The sequence below is a fragment of the Streptomyces sp. NPDC054883 genome (assembly GCF_053610645.1).
The window spans coordinates 35,029-49,745 of sequence record NZ_JBSGYT010000022.1; the positions used below are offsets into that span (position 1 = coordinate 35,029).

Here is a 14,717-nt window from a genome sequence, read left to right on the forward strand (position 1 = left end):
ACACATTCCTTCACGCTGACTAGCCCTCTGACGACTTACCACCCGAACGAGTGGAACCCGCTGTAGCTCCGGCCTTCATGCCCCCCGCGCCCTGGCCGCCGACCGCCGGCTTTCCGCCGCCCGAAGGCGCCTCGAATGATTCCAACGCCTCAAGAACGTCCTGGACACGGGAGATCTCCGCCTGAATGTCCTCCCGCCTGCGCACGAGGACTTCCAGCTCACGACGGCCCTCATCGACGAGCCGCTCCGCCTCGGCCTTGGCCTCCGCGAGCGCCTGCTCCGCCTGGCGCGCCAGGTCGGCCTTCTTCTGCTCGGCCTCCTTGAGCAGCGCCTCCGCCTTGCGGACAGCGGCGATACGGACCTTGCTCGCCTCGCTGCTCGCGTCGGACAGCATCGCCTTGGCCTTCGCCTCGGCCTCGACGCTCTGCTCCGTCGCCGCGCGCACCAGCTTGTCCACGCGCTCGCCGGCCGACTTCATCTGCTCGGCCGACTCCCGGCGGGCCCGCTCGTGCAGCTCCTCCACCTCGGACTCCACCCGGGCGCGCAGCTCCTCCGCCCGCTCCCTTATGGCGGCGGCGTCCGTACGCGCCCCCACGAGCAACTCGTCCGCGTCCGTACGGGCCTTCTCCACCGTGGAGTTGCCCTCGATGGTCGCCTCCGAGGTGATCCGCGCGGCCTCCTTGCGGGCCGCGTCGACCATCGCGTCGGCCTGCTCCTCGGCGGCCGTGGTCGCCGCCAGGGCCTGCTGCGCCGCGTCGGCCGTGAGCTTCTCGGCTTCCGCCGCCGCCTCGGTGATGAGCCGGTCGACCTGCTCGGCGGCCTCGGTACGGCGCTTGTTGGCCTCTTCGCGGGCCTCGTCGAGCAGCCGCTCCGACTCGGCGCGGGCCTCGGAGCGCACCCGCTCGGCCTCGCCCGCCGCCTGTGCCTTGACCCGCTCGGCCTCGGACCGGGTGCGGGCCGCGTGCTCCTGCGCCGAGGACAGCGCCTCGGTGGCCTCGGCGCGCAGCCGCTCGGCTTCCGTCGCGGCCTCGCCGACCGTGCGCTCGTTGTCCTTGCGGGTCTGCTCGACGAGCTTGTCGGCTTCCGCCGCCGCCTCGGTGATGAGCCGGTCGACCTGCTCGGCGGCCTCGGTACGGCGCCGGCCGGCCTCCTCGCGGGCCTCGTCCAGCAACCGCTCCGACTCCCGCTCGGCGCTCGCCAGCGTCTCCGCCGCCGCGGCCGTGACCCGCTCGGCCTCCGCGGTGGCCTCGCCGATGACCCGGCCGCCCTCCGCGCGCGCCTCCTCCAGGGTCCGCGCCGCGTCCGTACGCAGCCGCTCGGCCTCCGCCGCGGCTTCGCCGACCGTGGCCTCGTTGGCCGTCCGGGTCTCCTCGACCAGCCGGTCGCCCTCGGTGCGGGCGTCGACCAGGACGCGCGCGGCGTCCCGTTCGGCCGCGGCCAGGGTGTCGGCCGCCTGCTTGGTGAGCCGCTCGGCCTTCGCCGTCGCCTCGGCCAGCGCCGCCTGGGTGGCCGCGCGGGTCTCCTCCGTGAGCCGCTCCGCTTCGGAGATCGCCTCCGTGAGCAGCCGGTCCGCCTGCTCGGCGGCCTCGGTACGCAGCCGGCCGGCCTCCACCCGGGCCTCGTCCAGCGTGCCCGCAGCCTCGGTGCGGGTCTCCTCCGCCGCCGCCTCGGCCTCGGCGACCGTCGCCGAGTTGGCCGCGAGGGTCTCCTCGGTGAGCCGCTCGGCCTCCGCCGTCGCCTCCGCGACGATCCGGCCGCCCTCGGCGCGCGCGGCCTCCAGGGACTCCGCCGCCTCGCCGCGGATCCGGTTCGCGTCGTCCCGGGCGTCCGCCCGGGTCCGGGCCGCGTCGCGCTCGGAGGCGGCCAGTGCGTCCGTCGCCTCCGTACGCACCCGCTGCGCGTACTCGGCGGTGTCGGCCCGCAACTGCTCGGCCTCGGCGATCGCGTCGCCGACCGTGCGGTCCGCCAGCGCCTTCGCCGCGTCCGTCTCCGACCGGACCTCGCTGCGCAGGCGGGCGGCGTCCTCGGCGGCCCGCTCCCGCTCCGCGTGGGCGTCGGCGCGGATCCGGTCGGCCTCGGCCTGCGACTCCGTCCTGGTGCGCTCCGCCGCGTGCTCGGCCGCGCTGCGCAGCCCGGCGACCTCTTCCTCGGCCTGCTCGTGCAGTCCGGCCACGGCGTCCCGGACCTGCTGGGCGGTGGCTTCCGCCGCCGTCACCAGCTCCGACGCGCGCCGCTCCGCCTCCTCGGTGAGCCGGGCCGCCTCGGCCTGCGCCTCCTCCGAGCGCTTGCGGGCCTGCGCCAGCAACTCCTCGCTCTGCTCGCGGGCCTGCGCCCGCTCGTTGTCGGCGTCCGTACGGGCCGACGTGAGGGTCTCCTCCGCCTCCCGGCGGCGCCGGGCGGCTTCCTCCGCGGCGGCCGTCAGCGCCTCCGCGGCCTCCTCGGAGACCCGCTCGGCGGCGGCCTTCGCCTCGGCGCGCAGCCGGTCCGCCGTCTCCTGTGCCTCCGTGCGCACCCGCTCGGCCTCGGCCTCGGCCTCGCCGCGCAGCCGTACCGCGACCTGCTCGGCCTCCGCCCGGACCCGGCCGGCGTCCTGCGCCGCCTCCGTGCGCAGCTGCTCGGCCTCGGCCTCCGACTGCGCCTGCAGGGTGCGGATCCGCTCCGCCGACTCGGCGCGCAGCCGGTCGTTCTCCTCCGTCGTCTCCCGGCGGATGTTCTCCGCCGCCGTCCGGGCGTCGCGCAGCGTCATCTCGGCCGTGGTCAGCCGGTTCTCCGCGTCCGAGTGCAGCCGGACCAGTTCCTCGTCGGCCTCCGCCCGCTTGGCGGCGAGGGCCTGTTCGGTCTCTTCGCGCCGGGCCAGGGCCGCGGCCTCCGCCTCGGCGCGTACGGCCTCGGCCTGCTCCTCGGCCTCGGCGCGCAGCCGTTCGGCCTCGGCGCGGGTCCGCTCCAGCGTCTCCTCGGCCTGCTTGCGCAGCGTGGTGGCCCGCTCCACGGCCTCCGCGCGGACCCGCTCGCTCTCGGCGGCGGCCCCGCCGCGCAGTTCGTCCGCGTCGGCCTTGGCCTTGCCCAGCAGCCCCTCGGCGGTCCGGGCCGCCTCCTCGATCTGCTGGACCGCCTCGCGGCGCGCCTCGCCGCGGATCCGCTCGCCCTCGGCGACGGCCTCCGCGCGCAGCTGCTCGGCCTCGCCGCGCAGCCGCCGGGCCTCCTCCTGGAGTTCGACCGTACGGGCGCGGTACTCCTCGGTGTCGTCCTTCGCGGCGCCCTTGAGCTCATCGGCCGTGGCCGCGGCCTGGACGCGCAGCCGCTCGGCCTCCGCCTCGGCCTCGCGGCGGATCCGCTCGGCTTCCTCGGAGGCGGCGCGGGTGGTGGCCCGGGCGTCTTCCGAGGCCTTGTTCAGTACGTCCTCGGCGGTACGGGCGGCCTTCGCCAGCTGCGCCGCCATCTCCTCCGCGGCGGCCGTACGGGCCTGCGCGCCGGCCTCGGTACGCAGCCGCTCCGCCTCCGCGCGGGCGTCGGCCAGGGCCTGCTCGGCCTCGGCCTTGAGGACCTCGGCCTCCTTGGAGGCCTCGCCGACCAGCCGGGCGACCTGCTCCTTGGCGGTGCGGGTGCGCTGCTCGTTGACCGACTCCGCCGAGGCGAGCTGGCGGGCGGCGCTCTCCTTGGCCTCCGCTAGCACCTTCTCGGCCTCGGCGCGCGCGGTGCGCAGCGCGTTGTCGGCCTCCTGGGCCCGGGACTCGGCGACCCGGCCCAGGTCGATGGTCTGCTGCCGGGTCTGCTCGGCCTCGGCGGTCGTGCTCGTACGCAACCGCTCCGCGTGCTCGGTGGCCTCCTGCGCCTGCGCGGAGGCGGCGGCCAGCAGCCGCTCGGCCTCCTTGCGGGCGCGCAGCAGCGTCGCCTCGGCCTCGGCGCGGGTGGCCTCGGCCTCGGCGGCGAGCCGGCGGGTGGCCTCGGCGGCGTGCCGGGCGGCCTCGGCACGCGCGGCGTTCAGGGCCTGCTCGGCCTCGGCGCGGGACTCGTCCATGAGCCGGCGGGCCTGGGACTCGGTGCGTGCCCGCAGCTGTTCCGCCCAGGCGACGTTCTCGTTGACGTGCGCCTCGACCGTCTGGCGGCGCTCGTTGAGTTCCTGGTCCAGCCGCTGGCGCCGGTTGACGGCCTCGGCGTGCAGTTCGGCCTGGAGGCGCGCCTGGTGCTCGGCGTGCTCCTGGAGGATGCGCTGGGTCTGCGCCCGGGCGTCGCGCAGTTCGCGCTCGGCGTCGGAGCGCATCTGGTCGGCCTGGATCTGGGCGTTGCGCAGCAGTTGCTCCGCCTGGTATCCCATGTCCGCACCGTCGTACGCGGGGCGGGACGCGAGATTGCGGCGTACCTCATGGAGCTTGGCGCGCAGCACCTCGACCTGGTACCCCAGGTCTTCGGCGTGCTGGACTGCTTTCCCGCGCTCCTTCTTCAGCCGCTCCATCTCGGCCTCGAAGCGCGAGAGATGGTCGGCCTCGGCCTGATGGCTCTCCTGGCTTTCGTAGCCCCGCACAGCGCGGTCCCATCCGTCCCCTGGTCGCAAGCTCTCTCCCAATTGAGCATCGCTCGCCCGCTGAACGACGCCCCCGGGGAATGGTGTCAGATACCGGGGCAGGGGTCACAGGCCCCGACCCCGTCTCCGCACCGAACCCCGGCCGAGCCATGGCCACTCTACCTGTGGCCTGCCGCATGGCCCGGCCGTCAGGGTGAGGACCGCTCAGGACCTGGTGCGCGGTGCGGGGCGCGGGTTTTCCCGGAAGCCGGCCCGGTGCGCGGTGCGCAAGCCGCTGCGGCCGTGCCGGTTTCACCATTTGAGGCCATTTGGTGGTGCGGGTCCGGCGCTCGGGGAAGCGGGCCGTCAGTGCTCCGGGCGGGAGGTGACCAGTTCGGTCAGCACGCCGTGGCAGTCCTTGGGGTGCAGGAAGGTGATCCTGGAGCCCATCGAGCCGATGCGGGGCTCGTCGTACAGGACGCGGACGCCCTTGCCGCGGATGGCCTCGGCGTCGCCGTCGACGTCGGCGGTGCCGAAGGCGATGTGGTGGACGCCCTCGCCGTTCTTGGCCAGCCACTTGCCGACCGCCGAGTCCTCGCGGGTGGGTTCCAGGAGCTGGAGGTACGAGGCCCCGCCGTCGGAGGTCTCGTTGATCTTGAGCATGGCCTCGCGCACACCCTGCTCCTCGTTGACCTCGGTGTGGAACACCTCGAAGCCGTACGTGGCACGGTAGAACTCGACGGTCTTGTCGAGGTCGAAGCAGGCGATCCCGATGTGGTCGATTCTTGTCAGCATGGGAACAGTGCACAGCTGAGGAGGGTGGTCACGCAACGTGCCAGCGATCACACCGACTGCCCGGTGACGGGGCGGGTACCGCTCAGTACATTCGGGTAAACCCTCGTTCACTCCTCTCATCCAAGGGGCTGTGCCTCATGTCCGGAACGAACAACACCACGTCCGTGATCGTCGCCGGGGCCCGCACGCCCATGGGGCGCCTGCTCGGTTCGCTGAAGTCCTTCTCGGGCGCCGACCTCGGCGGCTTCGCCATCAAGTCCGCGCTGGAGCGGGCCGGGATCTCCGGCGACCAGGTCCAGTACGTGATCATGGGCCAGGTGCTCCAGGCCGGCGCGGGCCAGATCCCCGCCCGCCAGGCCGCCGTCAAGGCCGGCATCCCCATGAACGTGCCCGCGCTCACCATCAACAAGGTGTGCCTCTCGGGCCTGGACGCCATCGCCCTCGCGGACCAGCTGATCCGCGCCGGAGAGTTCGACATCGTGGTCGCCGGCGGCCAGGAGTCGATGACCAACGCCCCGCACCTGCTGCCGAAGTCCCGCGAGGGGTTCAAGTACGGCGCCATCGAGATGCTCGACGCGATGGCCTACGACGGCCTCACCGACGCGTTCGAGAACATCGCGATGGGCGAGTCCACCGAGAAGCACAACACCCGCCTGGGCATCGAGCGGGCCCCGCAGGACGAGTTCGCCGCCGCCTCCCACCAGCGGGCCGCGGCCGCCCAGAAGAACGGCGTCTTCGAGGCCGAGATCACCCCGGTCGAGATCCCGCAGCGCAAGGGCGACCCGGTGATCTTCGCGCACGACGAGGGCATCCGCCCGGAGACCACCGCCGAGTCCCTCGGCAAGCTGCGCCCCGCCTTCGCCAAGGACGGCACGATCACCGCCGGGACCTCCTCGCAGATCAGCGACGGTGCCGCCGCCGTGGTCGTGATGAGCAAGACCAAGGCCGAGGAGCTGGGTCTGGAGTGGATCGCCGAGATCGGCGCCCACGGCAATGTGGCCGGACCGGACAACTCGCTCCAGTCGCAGCCCTCGAACGCCATCCTGCACGCCCTCAAGAAGGAGGGCCTGGAGGTCGCCGACCTCGACCTGATCGAGATCAACGAGGCGTTCGCGGCGGTCGCCGTCCAGTCAATGAAGGACCTCGGCGTGACCCCGGAAAAGGTGAACGTCAACGGCGGGGCCATTGCCCTGGGCCACCCGATCGGCATGTCCGGCGCGCGCGTGGTGCTGCACCTGGCCCTGGAGCTGTCCCGGCGCGGCGGCGGAGTCGGCGCGGCCGCCCTGTGCGGCGGTGGCGGCCAGGGTGACGCCCTGATCGTCCGCGTCCCCGGCAACGGCACGAAGGCGTAGGTAGCACGAGCATGACGACGGTGGACGTCCCCACGCTGGTGGCCCAGGCCCGAGAAGGCCGCCCGCGGGCCGTGGCCCGGCTGATCTCCCTGGTCGAGGGGGCGTCCCCGCACCTGCGCGAGGTGATGGCCGCCCTGGCCCCGCTGACCGGCGGGGCGTACGTGGTGGGCCTCACGGGTTCCCCGGGCGTGGGCAAGTCCACGTCCACGTCGGCCCTGGTCTCGGCTTACCGGAAGGCCGGCAAGCGGGTCGGCGTGCTCGCGGTGGACCCGTCGTCGCCGTTCAGCGGGGGCGCCCTGCTCGGCGACCGGGTGCGCATGTCGGACCACGCCTCCGACCCGGGCGTCTACATCCGGTCCATGGCCACGCGCGGCCACCTGGGCGGTCTCGCCTGGGCGGCGCCGCAGGCGATCCGGGTGCTGGACGCGGCCGGCTGCGAGGTGATCCTGGTCGAGACGGTCGGGGTCGGGCAGTCGGAGGTGGAGATCGCCTCGCAGGCCGACACCTCGGTGGTGCTGCTGGCGCCGGGCATGGGCGACGGGATCCAGGCCGCGAAGGCAGGCATCCTGGAGATCGGCGACGTGTACGTGGTCAACAAGGCCGACCGGGACGGCGCCGACGCGACCGCCCGCGAGCTGAACCACATGCTCGGCCTCGGGGAGTCCCGCGGGCCGGGCGACTGGCGGCCGCCGATCGTCAAGACGGTCGCCGCCCGGGGCCAGGGCATCGACGAGCTGGTCGAGGTGCTGGAGAAGCACCGGGCGTGGATGGACGAGCGGGGGGTGCTGGCCGAGCGCCGGACCGCCCGGGCCGCCCGGGAGGTGGAGACCATCGCGGTGACCGCCCTGCGGGCCCGGATGGCGGACCTGCACGGTGACGCGCACCTCGGCAGCCTCGCCGCCAAGGTCGCCTCCGGCGAGCTGGACCCGTACGCGGCCTCCGACGCCCTGCTGGCCACCCTCACCGATACGGAGGCGCCGGCCCCCGGGCAGCTCTAAGCTGGCCGCGTCCGGTATGCCTCGAAGGCGCCCCGGCGGTTTCGGGGTGCCCCGCGAAGGGAGTGGCGTCATGGCCAAGCGCGGCAACAAGAAGCGGGCCCGCAAGAAGAAGAAGGCGAACCACGGCAAGCGTCCCAACGCCTGACCGGTCCGCCCGTGAACCACGCGAGCCGCGCCCCGCCGTACGGGGGGGCGCGGCTCGCGCGTCAGACCTTGCCGCGCTGGTCGCGCAGGTGCTCGGCCACCGGCCCCAGGGAGGCGCGCAGCGCCGCGAGGTCCTGCGGGCTGAGCAGGTCGATGAAGTGCTGCCGTACGGACGCCACGTGGTGCGGGGCGACCTTGCGCATGGTCTCCATGCCCTCGTCGGTGAGCACCGCGTACAGGCCGCGGCGGTCGGACTCGCAGTTCACCCGGGTGACCAGGCCGGCCGCCTCCATCCGGGTGATCTGGTGGGAGAGCCGGCTCTTCGACTGCAGGGTGGCGGTCGCGAGGTCGCTCATCCGCATCCGGTGGTGGTCCGACTCCGAGAGGTTCACGAGGATCTCGTAGTCGTTGTTGGTCAGTCCGAAGGGCTGGAGATCCTTTTCCAGCTGGTGCATCAGCAGCCTGCTGACGTCCAGGTGAGTGCGCCAGGCGCACTGCTCCGCGTCGGTGAGCCAGCGCGTGGCCGTATCGGTCTCCATGGTCTCCATGACTGAACTCTACCTAAAAAGTTGAATTACGTACAAAAATACGACGATCGTGGAAGCCGCCGTGCCCCGGCGGCCGCCGGAAGCCGCCCCCGGGCCGTCACAGCCCGAAGCGGCGTTGCAGATCACCCAGCTGCCCGGGCATCCGCGGTACGCCCAGTTGTCCCAGTGGTCCCTGGCCCGCCCCCGGTACGCCGTGGTTCTCGCCGCCGGCGGCGCCGGTGCCCACGGCCCCGACCGCCTGCTCGGCCATCAGCGTCTCCGATGACTGCAGCAGCACCGTCCCCGCCCCGACGAACTCGAACTGGTGCTCCTCGCCCGAGGAGCCGCCGATGCCGGTCAGCGAGCGCAGGCCCCCGATCACCCCGGACATGTACTTGTGGTCGTAGTGGTGGCACGGCGAGGGGCAGTCCGCCCATCCCACCAGCGCCTGCGGGTCCACCCGCAGCGGCGGCTCCATGAACACCACCGGCCCGTTGGACGCAGCCACGAACTTCCCGGTTCCGATCAGGGTCAGGAAGCCGGGGACGATCGACTGCTTGAGGGCGAGGGTGGGCTGGTAGGCCAGCAGGTTCCCGGACCGGATCGTCAGGTTCCCGTCGTCCAGGTCGTACGAGTTCACGTCGAAGGCCCGGTCGGCCAGCAGCATCTTGCCCTGGCCCTCGGCCACCACCCAGTCGCTCGCGTGCATTGGCGAGTGGAAGCTCGTCCGCAGCAGCCGGTCGAAGCGGCCGTTGCCGACGCCGTTGAACTCGATGCTCCCGTAGTACGAGATCATCTTGCCCTTCTGCAGGAACCACTGGCTGCCCTTGAGCTCCACGCAGAAGGTGTACGCGTTCACGTTGTCGTCGGAGGGCAGGGTGTACGGGTCGAAGACCGTCGGGCCACCGGTCACGGGACCGCTCGTTCCTGACTGGTAGGTCACAGCTTCTCCTCCGAGGCCTGTACGTACACCGCGCCCTGGCCGGACAGCTCCAGCTGGAACGCCTCGCCCGAACCGCGTCCGACCATGTCCCGCCAGCCGAGCGCGGTGGAGAGCTTGTTGCGCACGTCCCCGTGGTGGGCGACGTACGCCTGCGGGTCCACGTGGACCGGCCGCTGGGGCGTGATGGGCAGCTCGATGACTCCGCCGTGGGCCATCACGGCGACCGAGCCGTGGCCCTTGAGGGTGGTGGTGAACAGGCCCTGCCCGGTCACCTGGCCGCGCACCATGCCCATGACCCCGCCCTGCGAGCCCATGAACATGGTGCCCTGCCGGAGGGTCCCGTCGAACGCGAGCAGCCGGTCCGCCTCGACGTACAGGGTCTCGCCGGACAGGCTGATCACCTGGATGTGGTGGCCGCCGTGACCGAACATCACGGTGCCGCTGCCCTCGACCGTCATCAGCGGGGTCTGCTCGTTCGCCACCCTGCGCCCGATCATGCCCATGACCCCGCCCTGGCCGCCGGTGACGCTCGGGGTGAAGGACACGTCGCCGCGGTAGGCGAGCATCGCCCCGCGCTGGCTGTACATCGTCTGCCCGGGCAGCACCTGCGCCTCGACCATCTTCGAGTTGATCTCGCGGAACGGCATCAGAGGTCACCGCCGATGGTGTTGCGCTCGCTGGGCTGCACGTACACCAGGCCCTCGCCCTCGAAGCGGATCTGGAAGGACTCGCCGGAGCCCTCGCCGATCAGCGTGCGGAAGTTGATCCCCGACTGGAACGACTGCCGGAGGTCGCCGGTGTGCGCGACGTACGCCCCCGGGTCCACGGAGAGCGGGTACTGGGCGCTGACCCGCAGCACCACCGCCGGGCCGTCCGACATGATCGCCGCCTGGCCGGAGCCCTCGACGGTGGTGGTGAACAGGCCATTGCCCGTCGCCCCGCCGCGCAGCCCGGTGAAGGTGGTGCCGGTGCGCAGTCCGGCGTCGGTGGCCAGCAGGTTGCTGGCCTCGACGTGGAGCTTCTCGCCGCGCAGGCTGACCAGGTTGATCTCGCTCGCCCGGTCGGCGAAGAAGCAGGTGCCGTGCCCCTGCACCTCCATCACGGACATCTGTTCGCCGGTCAGCCGGCGGGTCACCATGCCGCGCAGGCCTTCGCCGCCGCCGGACATCTTCTTGAAGGCCATCTGGCCGTCGTACGCGACCATGGAGCCGTTTTTCGCTTTCACGGCGTCCCCGGTCAGGTCGACGGCGAGCACCTTGCTGCCTTGGAGTCGGAACTGAGCCACGGGGAGAAGGTATCCGCAGCGGGCCGGGCCGAACAGGGCGCCCTGCCCGACATCCGCCACACCGGGCCGTTTTCCCCGGGCGGCCGGGGGCCGGGTCAAGATCTCCCCGGCCGGCTGAGAGACTGGTCCGGACCATGCCTCGATCCCCCCGAAGGTTCCCCGTGGACATCAAGACCGCCTCCGCCCTGCACCGGCTGCGCCTCGTCTCCGTACCGGAGGCGCTGTCGTTCCCGGCCCTGCTGATCTTCGGTTCGCTGCTCAGCCGGATCTCGGACATCAACCTGGTGATGCCGCTGGGCGCCCTGCACGGCATCCTCTTCGTCCTGTACGTGATCTTCCTGCTGGACGTGTGGAACCGGGCCAAGTGGCCGCTGAAGAAGGCCGCGCTCTTCTTCCTGCTGGCCCTGGTGCCCTTCGGCGGTCTCTTCGGCGACCGGATCCTCAAGCGCGACGAGGCCGAAAGCGTGGTAGCGGCCCGGGCGCGCGAGGCGGCGAAGGCATGATCGTCGCGTTCTCGGTGACGCCTCTGGGCGTGGGGGAGGAAGTCGGCGAGTACGTCGCCGACGCTGTCCGCGTCGTACGGGAATCCGGGCTGCCGAACCGGACCGACGCCATGTTCACCACCGTGGAAGGTGACTGGGACGAGGTGATGGACGTGGTCAGGCGCGCCGTCGCGGCCGTGGAGGCGCGCGCGCCCCGGGTCTCCTTCATCCTGAAGGCCGACGTCCGCCCCGGGGTCACCGACGGCATGACCTCCAAGGTGGCGACGGTCGAACGGCACCTCGCCGAGGGCTGATCCGGCCTCCTCCCCGCCCGCGCCCGCGCCCCCGGCCCACCGGCCGGGGGCGTTCGCATGCCCCGGTGCCGCCCGCGCCGCCGCGCGTACGGCCCCGGACCGGCCGTCCGCCGCGGAACGGCCCGTCGGCGGAGCCCGGTCCGCACACCGGTGGTCCGTCACCCCTTCGTGGTGGCAGCAGCCCGTCGGGACACCGGGACCGAGCACTGGAGGGACCGTGCGGCCGGAAGGCCCCGACGCTGTGGTGCTCGGCTCCGTCGGGCTGATCATGCTGTTCACGCCGGTCAACGTGGTGTCGATCGCCCACGCCACGATGGTCGCCCGGACCCGGTCCCGGGGTACCCGCCGAACCCGGCACCGGCGTCGCGTTCCACCCGGTCTTCCGCAACACCGCCCGGCTGCCGCAGCGGACCCGGTAGCTGACCAGTGCCGCTGCCGGACGGCCGGGGTGCGACACTTCCGCCGGCGATCAGGTCGGGCCGCCTCCCGTCAGGGCGATGGCCAGGGGGGTGCGTTCGTAGAGCACCTGCCGGCCGTGGCGGGCCGCGATCAGCAGGCCCGCCGCCCGCAGGGTCCCGAGGTGCGCGGAGACGCTGGAAGGGGCCAGGCCCAGCCGGACGGCGAGGGTCGTCGTGGAGGCGGGTTCGGTGAGGGCGCACAGGATGTCGGCCCGCGCCCGTCCGAGCAGGGCGGCCAAGGGGCTCGGGGTGACCTCCGTCGGGGCCGACCACAGCGCGCCGATCCCGCGGGCGGGGTAGACCAGCGTCGGCTGCCACGGCGGGTCGTAGCCGCCGACGACCTCCGGCCAGACGAACGCGCTCGGCATCAGCAACAGGCCCTGCCCGTCCAGGCGGCGGTCGTGGTGCGCGCCGCGCTCGACGGTGAGGGTGTCGTCCGCCCAGCTCAGGTCGGGGTGCAGCCCGTCGAACAGCGCCTCCAGGCCGCCCGCCGCCAGCCGCCGCGTGTGGAAGAGGATGTCGGCCTCCAACAGGGCCCGCAGGCGCGGCCAGTGGGGGGCGACCAGCGCCTCCCAGGCCCGCTCGTGCAGGTCGGCCAGCTCCTGGACGGCCCGTGCGGGATCCTCCAGCATCCGCCGCCCGAGCTCGCTGTCCAGGGCGCCCGGGGTGCAGGCGAGGGAGCGCCGCAGCTCTTCGCCCGCCGCCTCGGGATCGGTGGCGCGGACCCGGGCCAGCTCGTCCCCGATGGTGACCGAGGGGCCGAGCGGCGGCGGACTGAGGAAGTCCGGATGGTGTCCCTTGCGGGGCATCAGCAGCCACAGGGGCCGTAGGTCCAGCGCGTCCGCCGCCGCCCGGATCCGGCGCAGCCAGGGCAGGTGGTACGCCTGGCGGCGCGCGTCTCGCAGCACCCGCACCGCCTCCTGCGTCTCCCAGCGGGGGGAGAGCGAGAACCGGCAGCGCAGCAGGTCCACGGGGTCGAAGCGGAAGCGGTAGGCCATCTGCCCAGTGTCCCGGTTCCCTCTCAGACCTCCCCGGGATTCGGGCCCGGCCGAATCCCTGCCGGCGCGGGTCGCCACCGGCCAGGGTGTGCGCATGGCATCCGTCGACCAGACCACCGCCCCCGGCTACCGCTCCGTCCTCGCGGGCGGCGAGTTCCGCGCCGTCTTCGCCGCGCACCTGATGTCCGTGCTCGGCCTCGTCGTGGCCGAGATCTCCCTGACCGTCCTCGTCTACCGAGTCACCGGCTCGCCCCTGATGAGCGCGCTCACCTTCGCGCTCGGCTTCCTGCCCTACGTCCTCGGCGGGACCCTGCTCGCCGGGATCGCCGACCGCCACCCCGCCCGGAGGGTGCTCGTCACCTGCGACCTCGTCTGCGCGGCCTGCGCGGCGGCCATGGTCCTGCCGGGCACCCCGGTCGCGGGGCTCCTCGTCCTGCGCTGCGCCATGGCCTTCGTCGCACCGCTGTTCCAGGGCACCCGCAACGCCTCCCTCGCCGACGTCCTGGGACCCGGCGAAGCGTTCGTGCTCGGCCGCTCGCTGCTGCGCATGGTGGCCCAGAGCGCACAGCTCGTCGGCTTCGGGCTCGGCGGGCTCCTGCTCACCGTGCTCGCCCCGCGCGGGGCGCTCGCCCTCACCGCCGCCGGACTGCTGGCCTCCGCGCTGCTGCTGCGCTTCGGCACCGCGGACCGGCCCGCCCGCACCGGTGCGCGTACCGCCCGCAGCACGCCGCTCGCCGGACTCGGCGCCGTCTTCGGGAACCGCCGCAGGCGGGTGCTGATCCTGCTGTTCTGGCTGCCGCCGGTCTTCGTCGTCGTCCCCGAGGCACTGCTCGCCCCCTACGCCGACGGCATCGGCGCCGGCCCGGCGCTGCTCGGGCTGATGCTGTGCGCGCTGCCGGTCGGCACCATCGCGGGTGAGCTGTGGGCGGGCTCCGCGCTCACCGCCCGTACGCGTTCGCGGATCACGGCGCCGCTCGCCTCCGTCGGGCTGCTGCCGCTGCTCGGGTACGCGCTGCGGCCGGGGGTGACGGGCGTCCTGGTGGCGCTGCTGCCGGCCGGGCTGGCGCACGCGTACACCCTCGGCCTCGACCGGATGTACCTCGACGCCGTGCCGGACGAACTGCGCGGCCGGGCGATGACCCTGCTCAGCACGGGGCTGATGACCTTCCAGGGGGTGGGCATGGCGCTGGCCGGGGTGGCCGCCGAGTTCTGGCCGGTGCACGTCGTCGTGACCGCCTCGGGCGTACTCGGCACGGCCGTGGTCCTGCTGCTCCTCGCCCGGCTGCGGGCGACGGCGGACCCCGTGCGGGGGCCGAAGCGTGAGACGGGGCTGACCGCCAAATGACCGCCCGGTAGGGTCTGCTGGGTGTCCAAGCCGCTCAGCCTTCCCTTCGATCCCATCGCCCGCGCCGACGAGCTCTGGCAGCAGCGCTGGGGGCCGGTGCCCTCGATGGCCGCCATCACCTCGATCATGCGGGCGCACCAGATCCTGCTCGGCGAGGTCGACGCCAAGGTGAAGCCGTACGGCCTGACCTTCGCCCGCTACGAGGCACTGGTGCTGCTCACCTTCTCGCAGGCGGGCGAGCTGCCGATGTCGAAGATCGGCGAGCGCCTGATGGTCCACCCGACCTCGGTGACGAACACCGTCGACCGTCTGGTGCGTTCCGGGCTGGTGGACAAGCGCCCGAACCCGAACGACGGCCGCGGGACGCTCGCCTCCATCACCGAGAAGGGCCGCGAGGTCGTCGAGGCCGCGACCCGGGACCTGATGGAGATCGACTTCGGGCTCGGCGCGTACGACTCCGAGGAGTGCGCCGAGATCTTCGCACTGCTGCGGCCGCTGCGGGTGGCGGCCGGGGACTTCGACGAGAAATGAGGCCGCGCGGGGTGCCCGGTGTCACAGCGCGGGCTCGGGGCCCC

14 protein-coding genes are annotated in these 14,717 nt (G+C 73.2%); 7 read left to right on the forward strand and 7 right to left on the reverse strand.

The window, feature by feature from the left end:
• Nucleotides 1–19: 19 nt before the first annotated feature.
• Complete coding sequence (gene scy, locus ACWGH1_RS18060) at nt 20–4,522, reverse strand: polarized growth protein Scy (RefSeq protein ID WP_453408815.1); 4,503 nt, start codon at nt 4,520–4,522, stop codon at nt 20–22.
• Between the two features lie 345 nt (nt 4,523–4,867).
• On the reverse strand, nt 4,868–5,296 hold the full coding sequence (mce, locus tag ACWGH1_RS18065; RefSeq protein ID WP_451564672.1) for a methylmalonyl-CoA epimerase: 429 nt from the start codon (nt 5,294–5,296) through the stop codon (nt 4,868–4,870).
• A 137-nt stretch (nt 5,297–5,433) separates the two neighbouring features.
• On the opposite strand from mce, the gene ACWGH1_RS18070 reads away from it, so the two are divergent.
• The 3 genes from ACWGH1_RS18070 (at nt 5,434) to ACWGH1_RS18080 (ending at nt 7,791) form a co-directional block, all read left to right on the forward strand.
• Nucleotides 5,434–6,648 (forward strand): acetyl-CoA C-acetyltransferase, encoded by a 1,215-nt coding sequence (locus tag ACWGH1_RS18070; protein ID WP_453356625.1) that lies wholly within the window; start codon nt 5,434–5,436, stop codon nt 6,646–6,648.
• Between the two features lie 11 nt (nt 6,649–6,659).
• Nucleotides 6,660–7,646: a methylmalonyl Co-A mutase-associated GTPase MeaB gene (meaB, locus tag ACWGH1_RS18075; RefSeq protein WP_453356624.1), complete on the forward strand. Its 987-nt coding sequence runs from the start codon at nt 6,660–6,662 to the stop codon at nt 7,644–7,646.
• A gap of 70 nt (nt 7,647–7,716) precedes the next feature.
• Entirely contained in the window at nt 7,717–7,791 is a 75-nt protein-coding gene (locus tag ACWGH1_RS18080) for a 50S ribosomal protein bL37 (protein WP_099895366.1), read from the forward strand.
• A 61-nt stretch (nt 7,792–7,852) separates the two neighbouring features.
• On the opposite strand, the gene ACWGH1_RS18085 is transcribed toward ACWGH1_RS18080, so the two are convergent.
• From ACWGH1_RS18085 to ACWGH1_RS18100, 4 genes are all read right to left on the reverse strand, one after another.
• Nucleotides 7,853–8,329, reverse strand: a complete 477-nt coding sequence (locus tag ACWGH1_RS18085) for a MarR family winged helix-turn-helix transcriptional regulator (protein ID WP_453354250.1) — start codon at nt 8,327–8,329, stop codon at nt 7,853–7,855.
• Between the two features lie 106 nt (nt 8,330–8,435).
• Nucleotides 8,436–9,260: an AIM24 family protein gene (locus ACWGH1_RS18090; protein WP_453354240.1), complete on the reverse strand. Its 825-nt coding sequence runs from the start codon at nt 9,258–9,260 to the stop codon at nt 8,436–8,438.
• Complete coding sequence (locus tag ACWGH1_RS18095) at nt 9,257–9,907, reverse strand: AIM24 family protein (RefSeq protein ID WP_453354241.1); 651 nt, start codon at nt 9,905–9,907, stop codon at nt 9,257–9,259. Before ACWGH1_RS18095 ends, ACWGH1_RS18090 begins: the two co-directional genes overlap by 4 nt.
• Entirely contained in the window at nt 9,907–10,545 is a 639-nt protein-coding gene (locus ACWGH1_RS18100) for an AIM24 family protein (protein WP_453354242.1), read from the reverse strand. Before ACWGH1_RS18100 ends, ACWGH1_RS18095 begins: the two co-directional genes overlap by 1 nt.
• A gap of 161 nt (nt 10,546–10,706) precedes the next feature.
• Here ACWGH1_RS18100 and ACWGH1_RS18105 point away from each other — a divergent pair, with 161 nt between their 5' ends.
• Both ACWGH1_RS18105 and ACWGH1_RS18110 read left to right on the forward strand, forming a co-directional pair.
• Nucleotides 10,707–11,048: a DUF3817 domain-containing protein gene (locus tag ACWGH1_RS18105; RefSeq protein WP_453354243.1), complete on the forward strand. Its 342-nt coding sequence runs from the start codon at nt 10,707–10,709 to the stop codon at nt 11,046–11,048.
• On the forward strand, nt 11,045–11,341 hold the full coding sequence (locus tag ACWGH1_RS18110; protein WP_453354244.1) for an MTH1187 family thiamine-binding protein: 297 nt from the start codon (nt 11,045–11,047) through the stop codon (nt 11,339–11,341). Before ACWGH1_RS18105 ends, ACWGH1_RS18110 begins: the two co-directional genes overlap by 4 nt.
• Before the next feature lie 469 nt (nt 11,342–11,810).
• On the opposite strand, the gene ACWGH1_RS18115 is transcribed toward ACWGH1_RS18110, so the two are convergent.
• The gene (locus tag ACWGH1_RS18115; RefSeq protein ID WP_453354245.1) at nt 11,811–12,797 is read right to left on the reverse strand and encodes a DUF5937 family protein; all 987 of its coding nucleotides are present in this window, start codon (nt 12,795–12,797) and stop codon (nt 11,811–11,813) included.
• A gap of 94 nt (nt 12,798–12,891) precedes the next feature.
• Here ACWGH1_RS18115 and ACWGH1_RS18120 point away from each other — a divergent pair, with 94 nt between their 5' ends.
• Entirely contained in the window at nt 12,892–14,142 is a 1,251-nt protein-coding gene (locus ACWGH1_RS18120; protein ID WP_453354246.1) for an MFS transporter, read from the forward strand.
• Between the two features lie 21 nt (nt 14,143–14,163).
• Nucleotides 14,164–14,673: a MarR family winged helix-turn-helix transcriptional regulator gene (locus ACWGH1_RS18125; protein WP_453354247.1), complete on the forward strand. Its 510-nt coding sequence runs from the start codon at nt 14,164–14,166 to the stop codon at nt 14,671–14,673.
• The last annotated feature ends 44 nt before the right edge of the window (nt 14,674–14,717 follow it).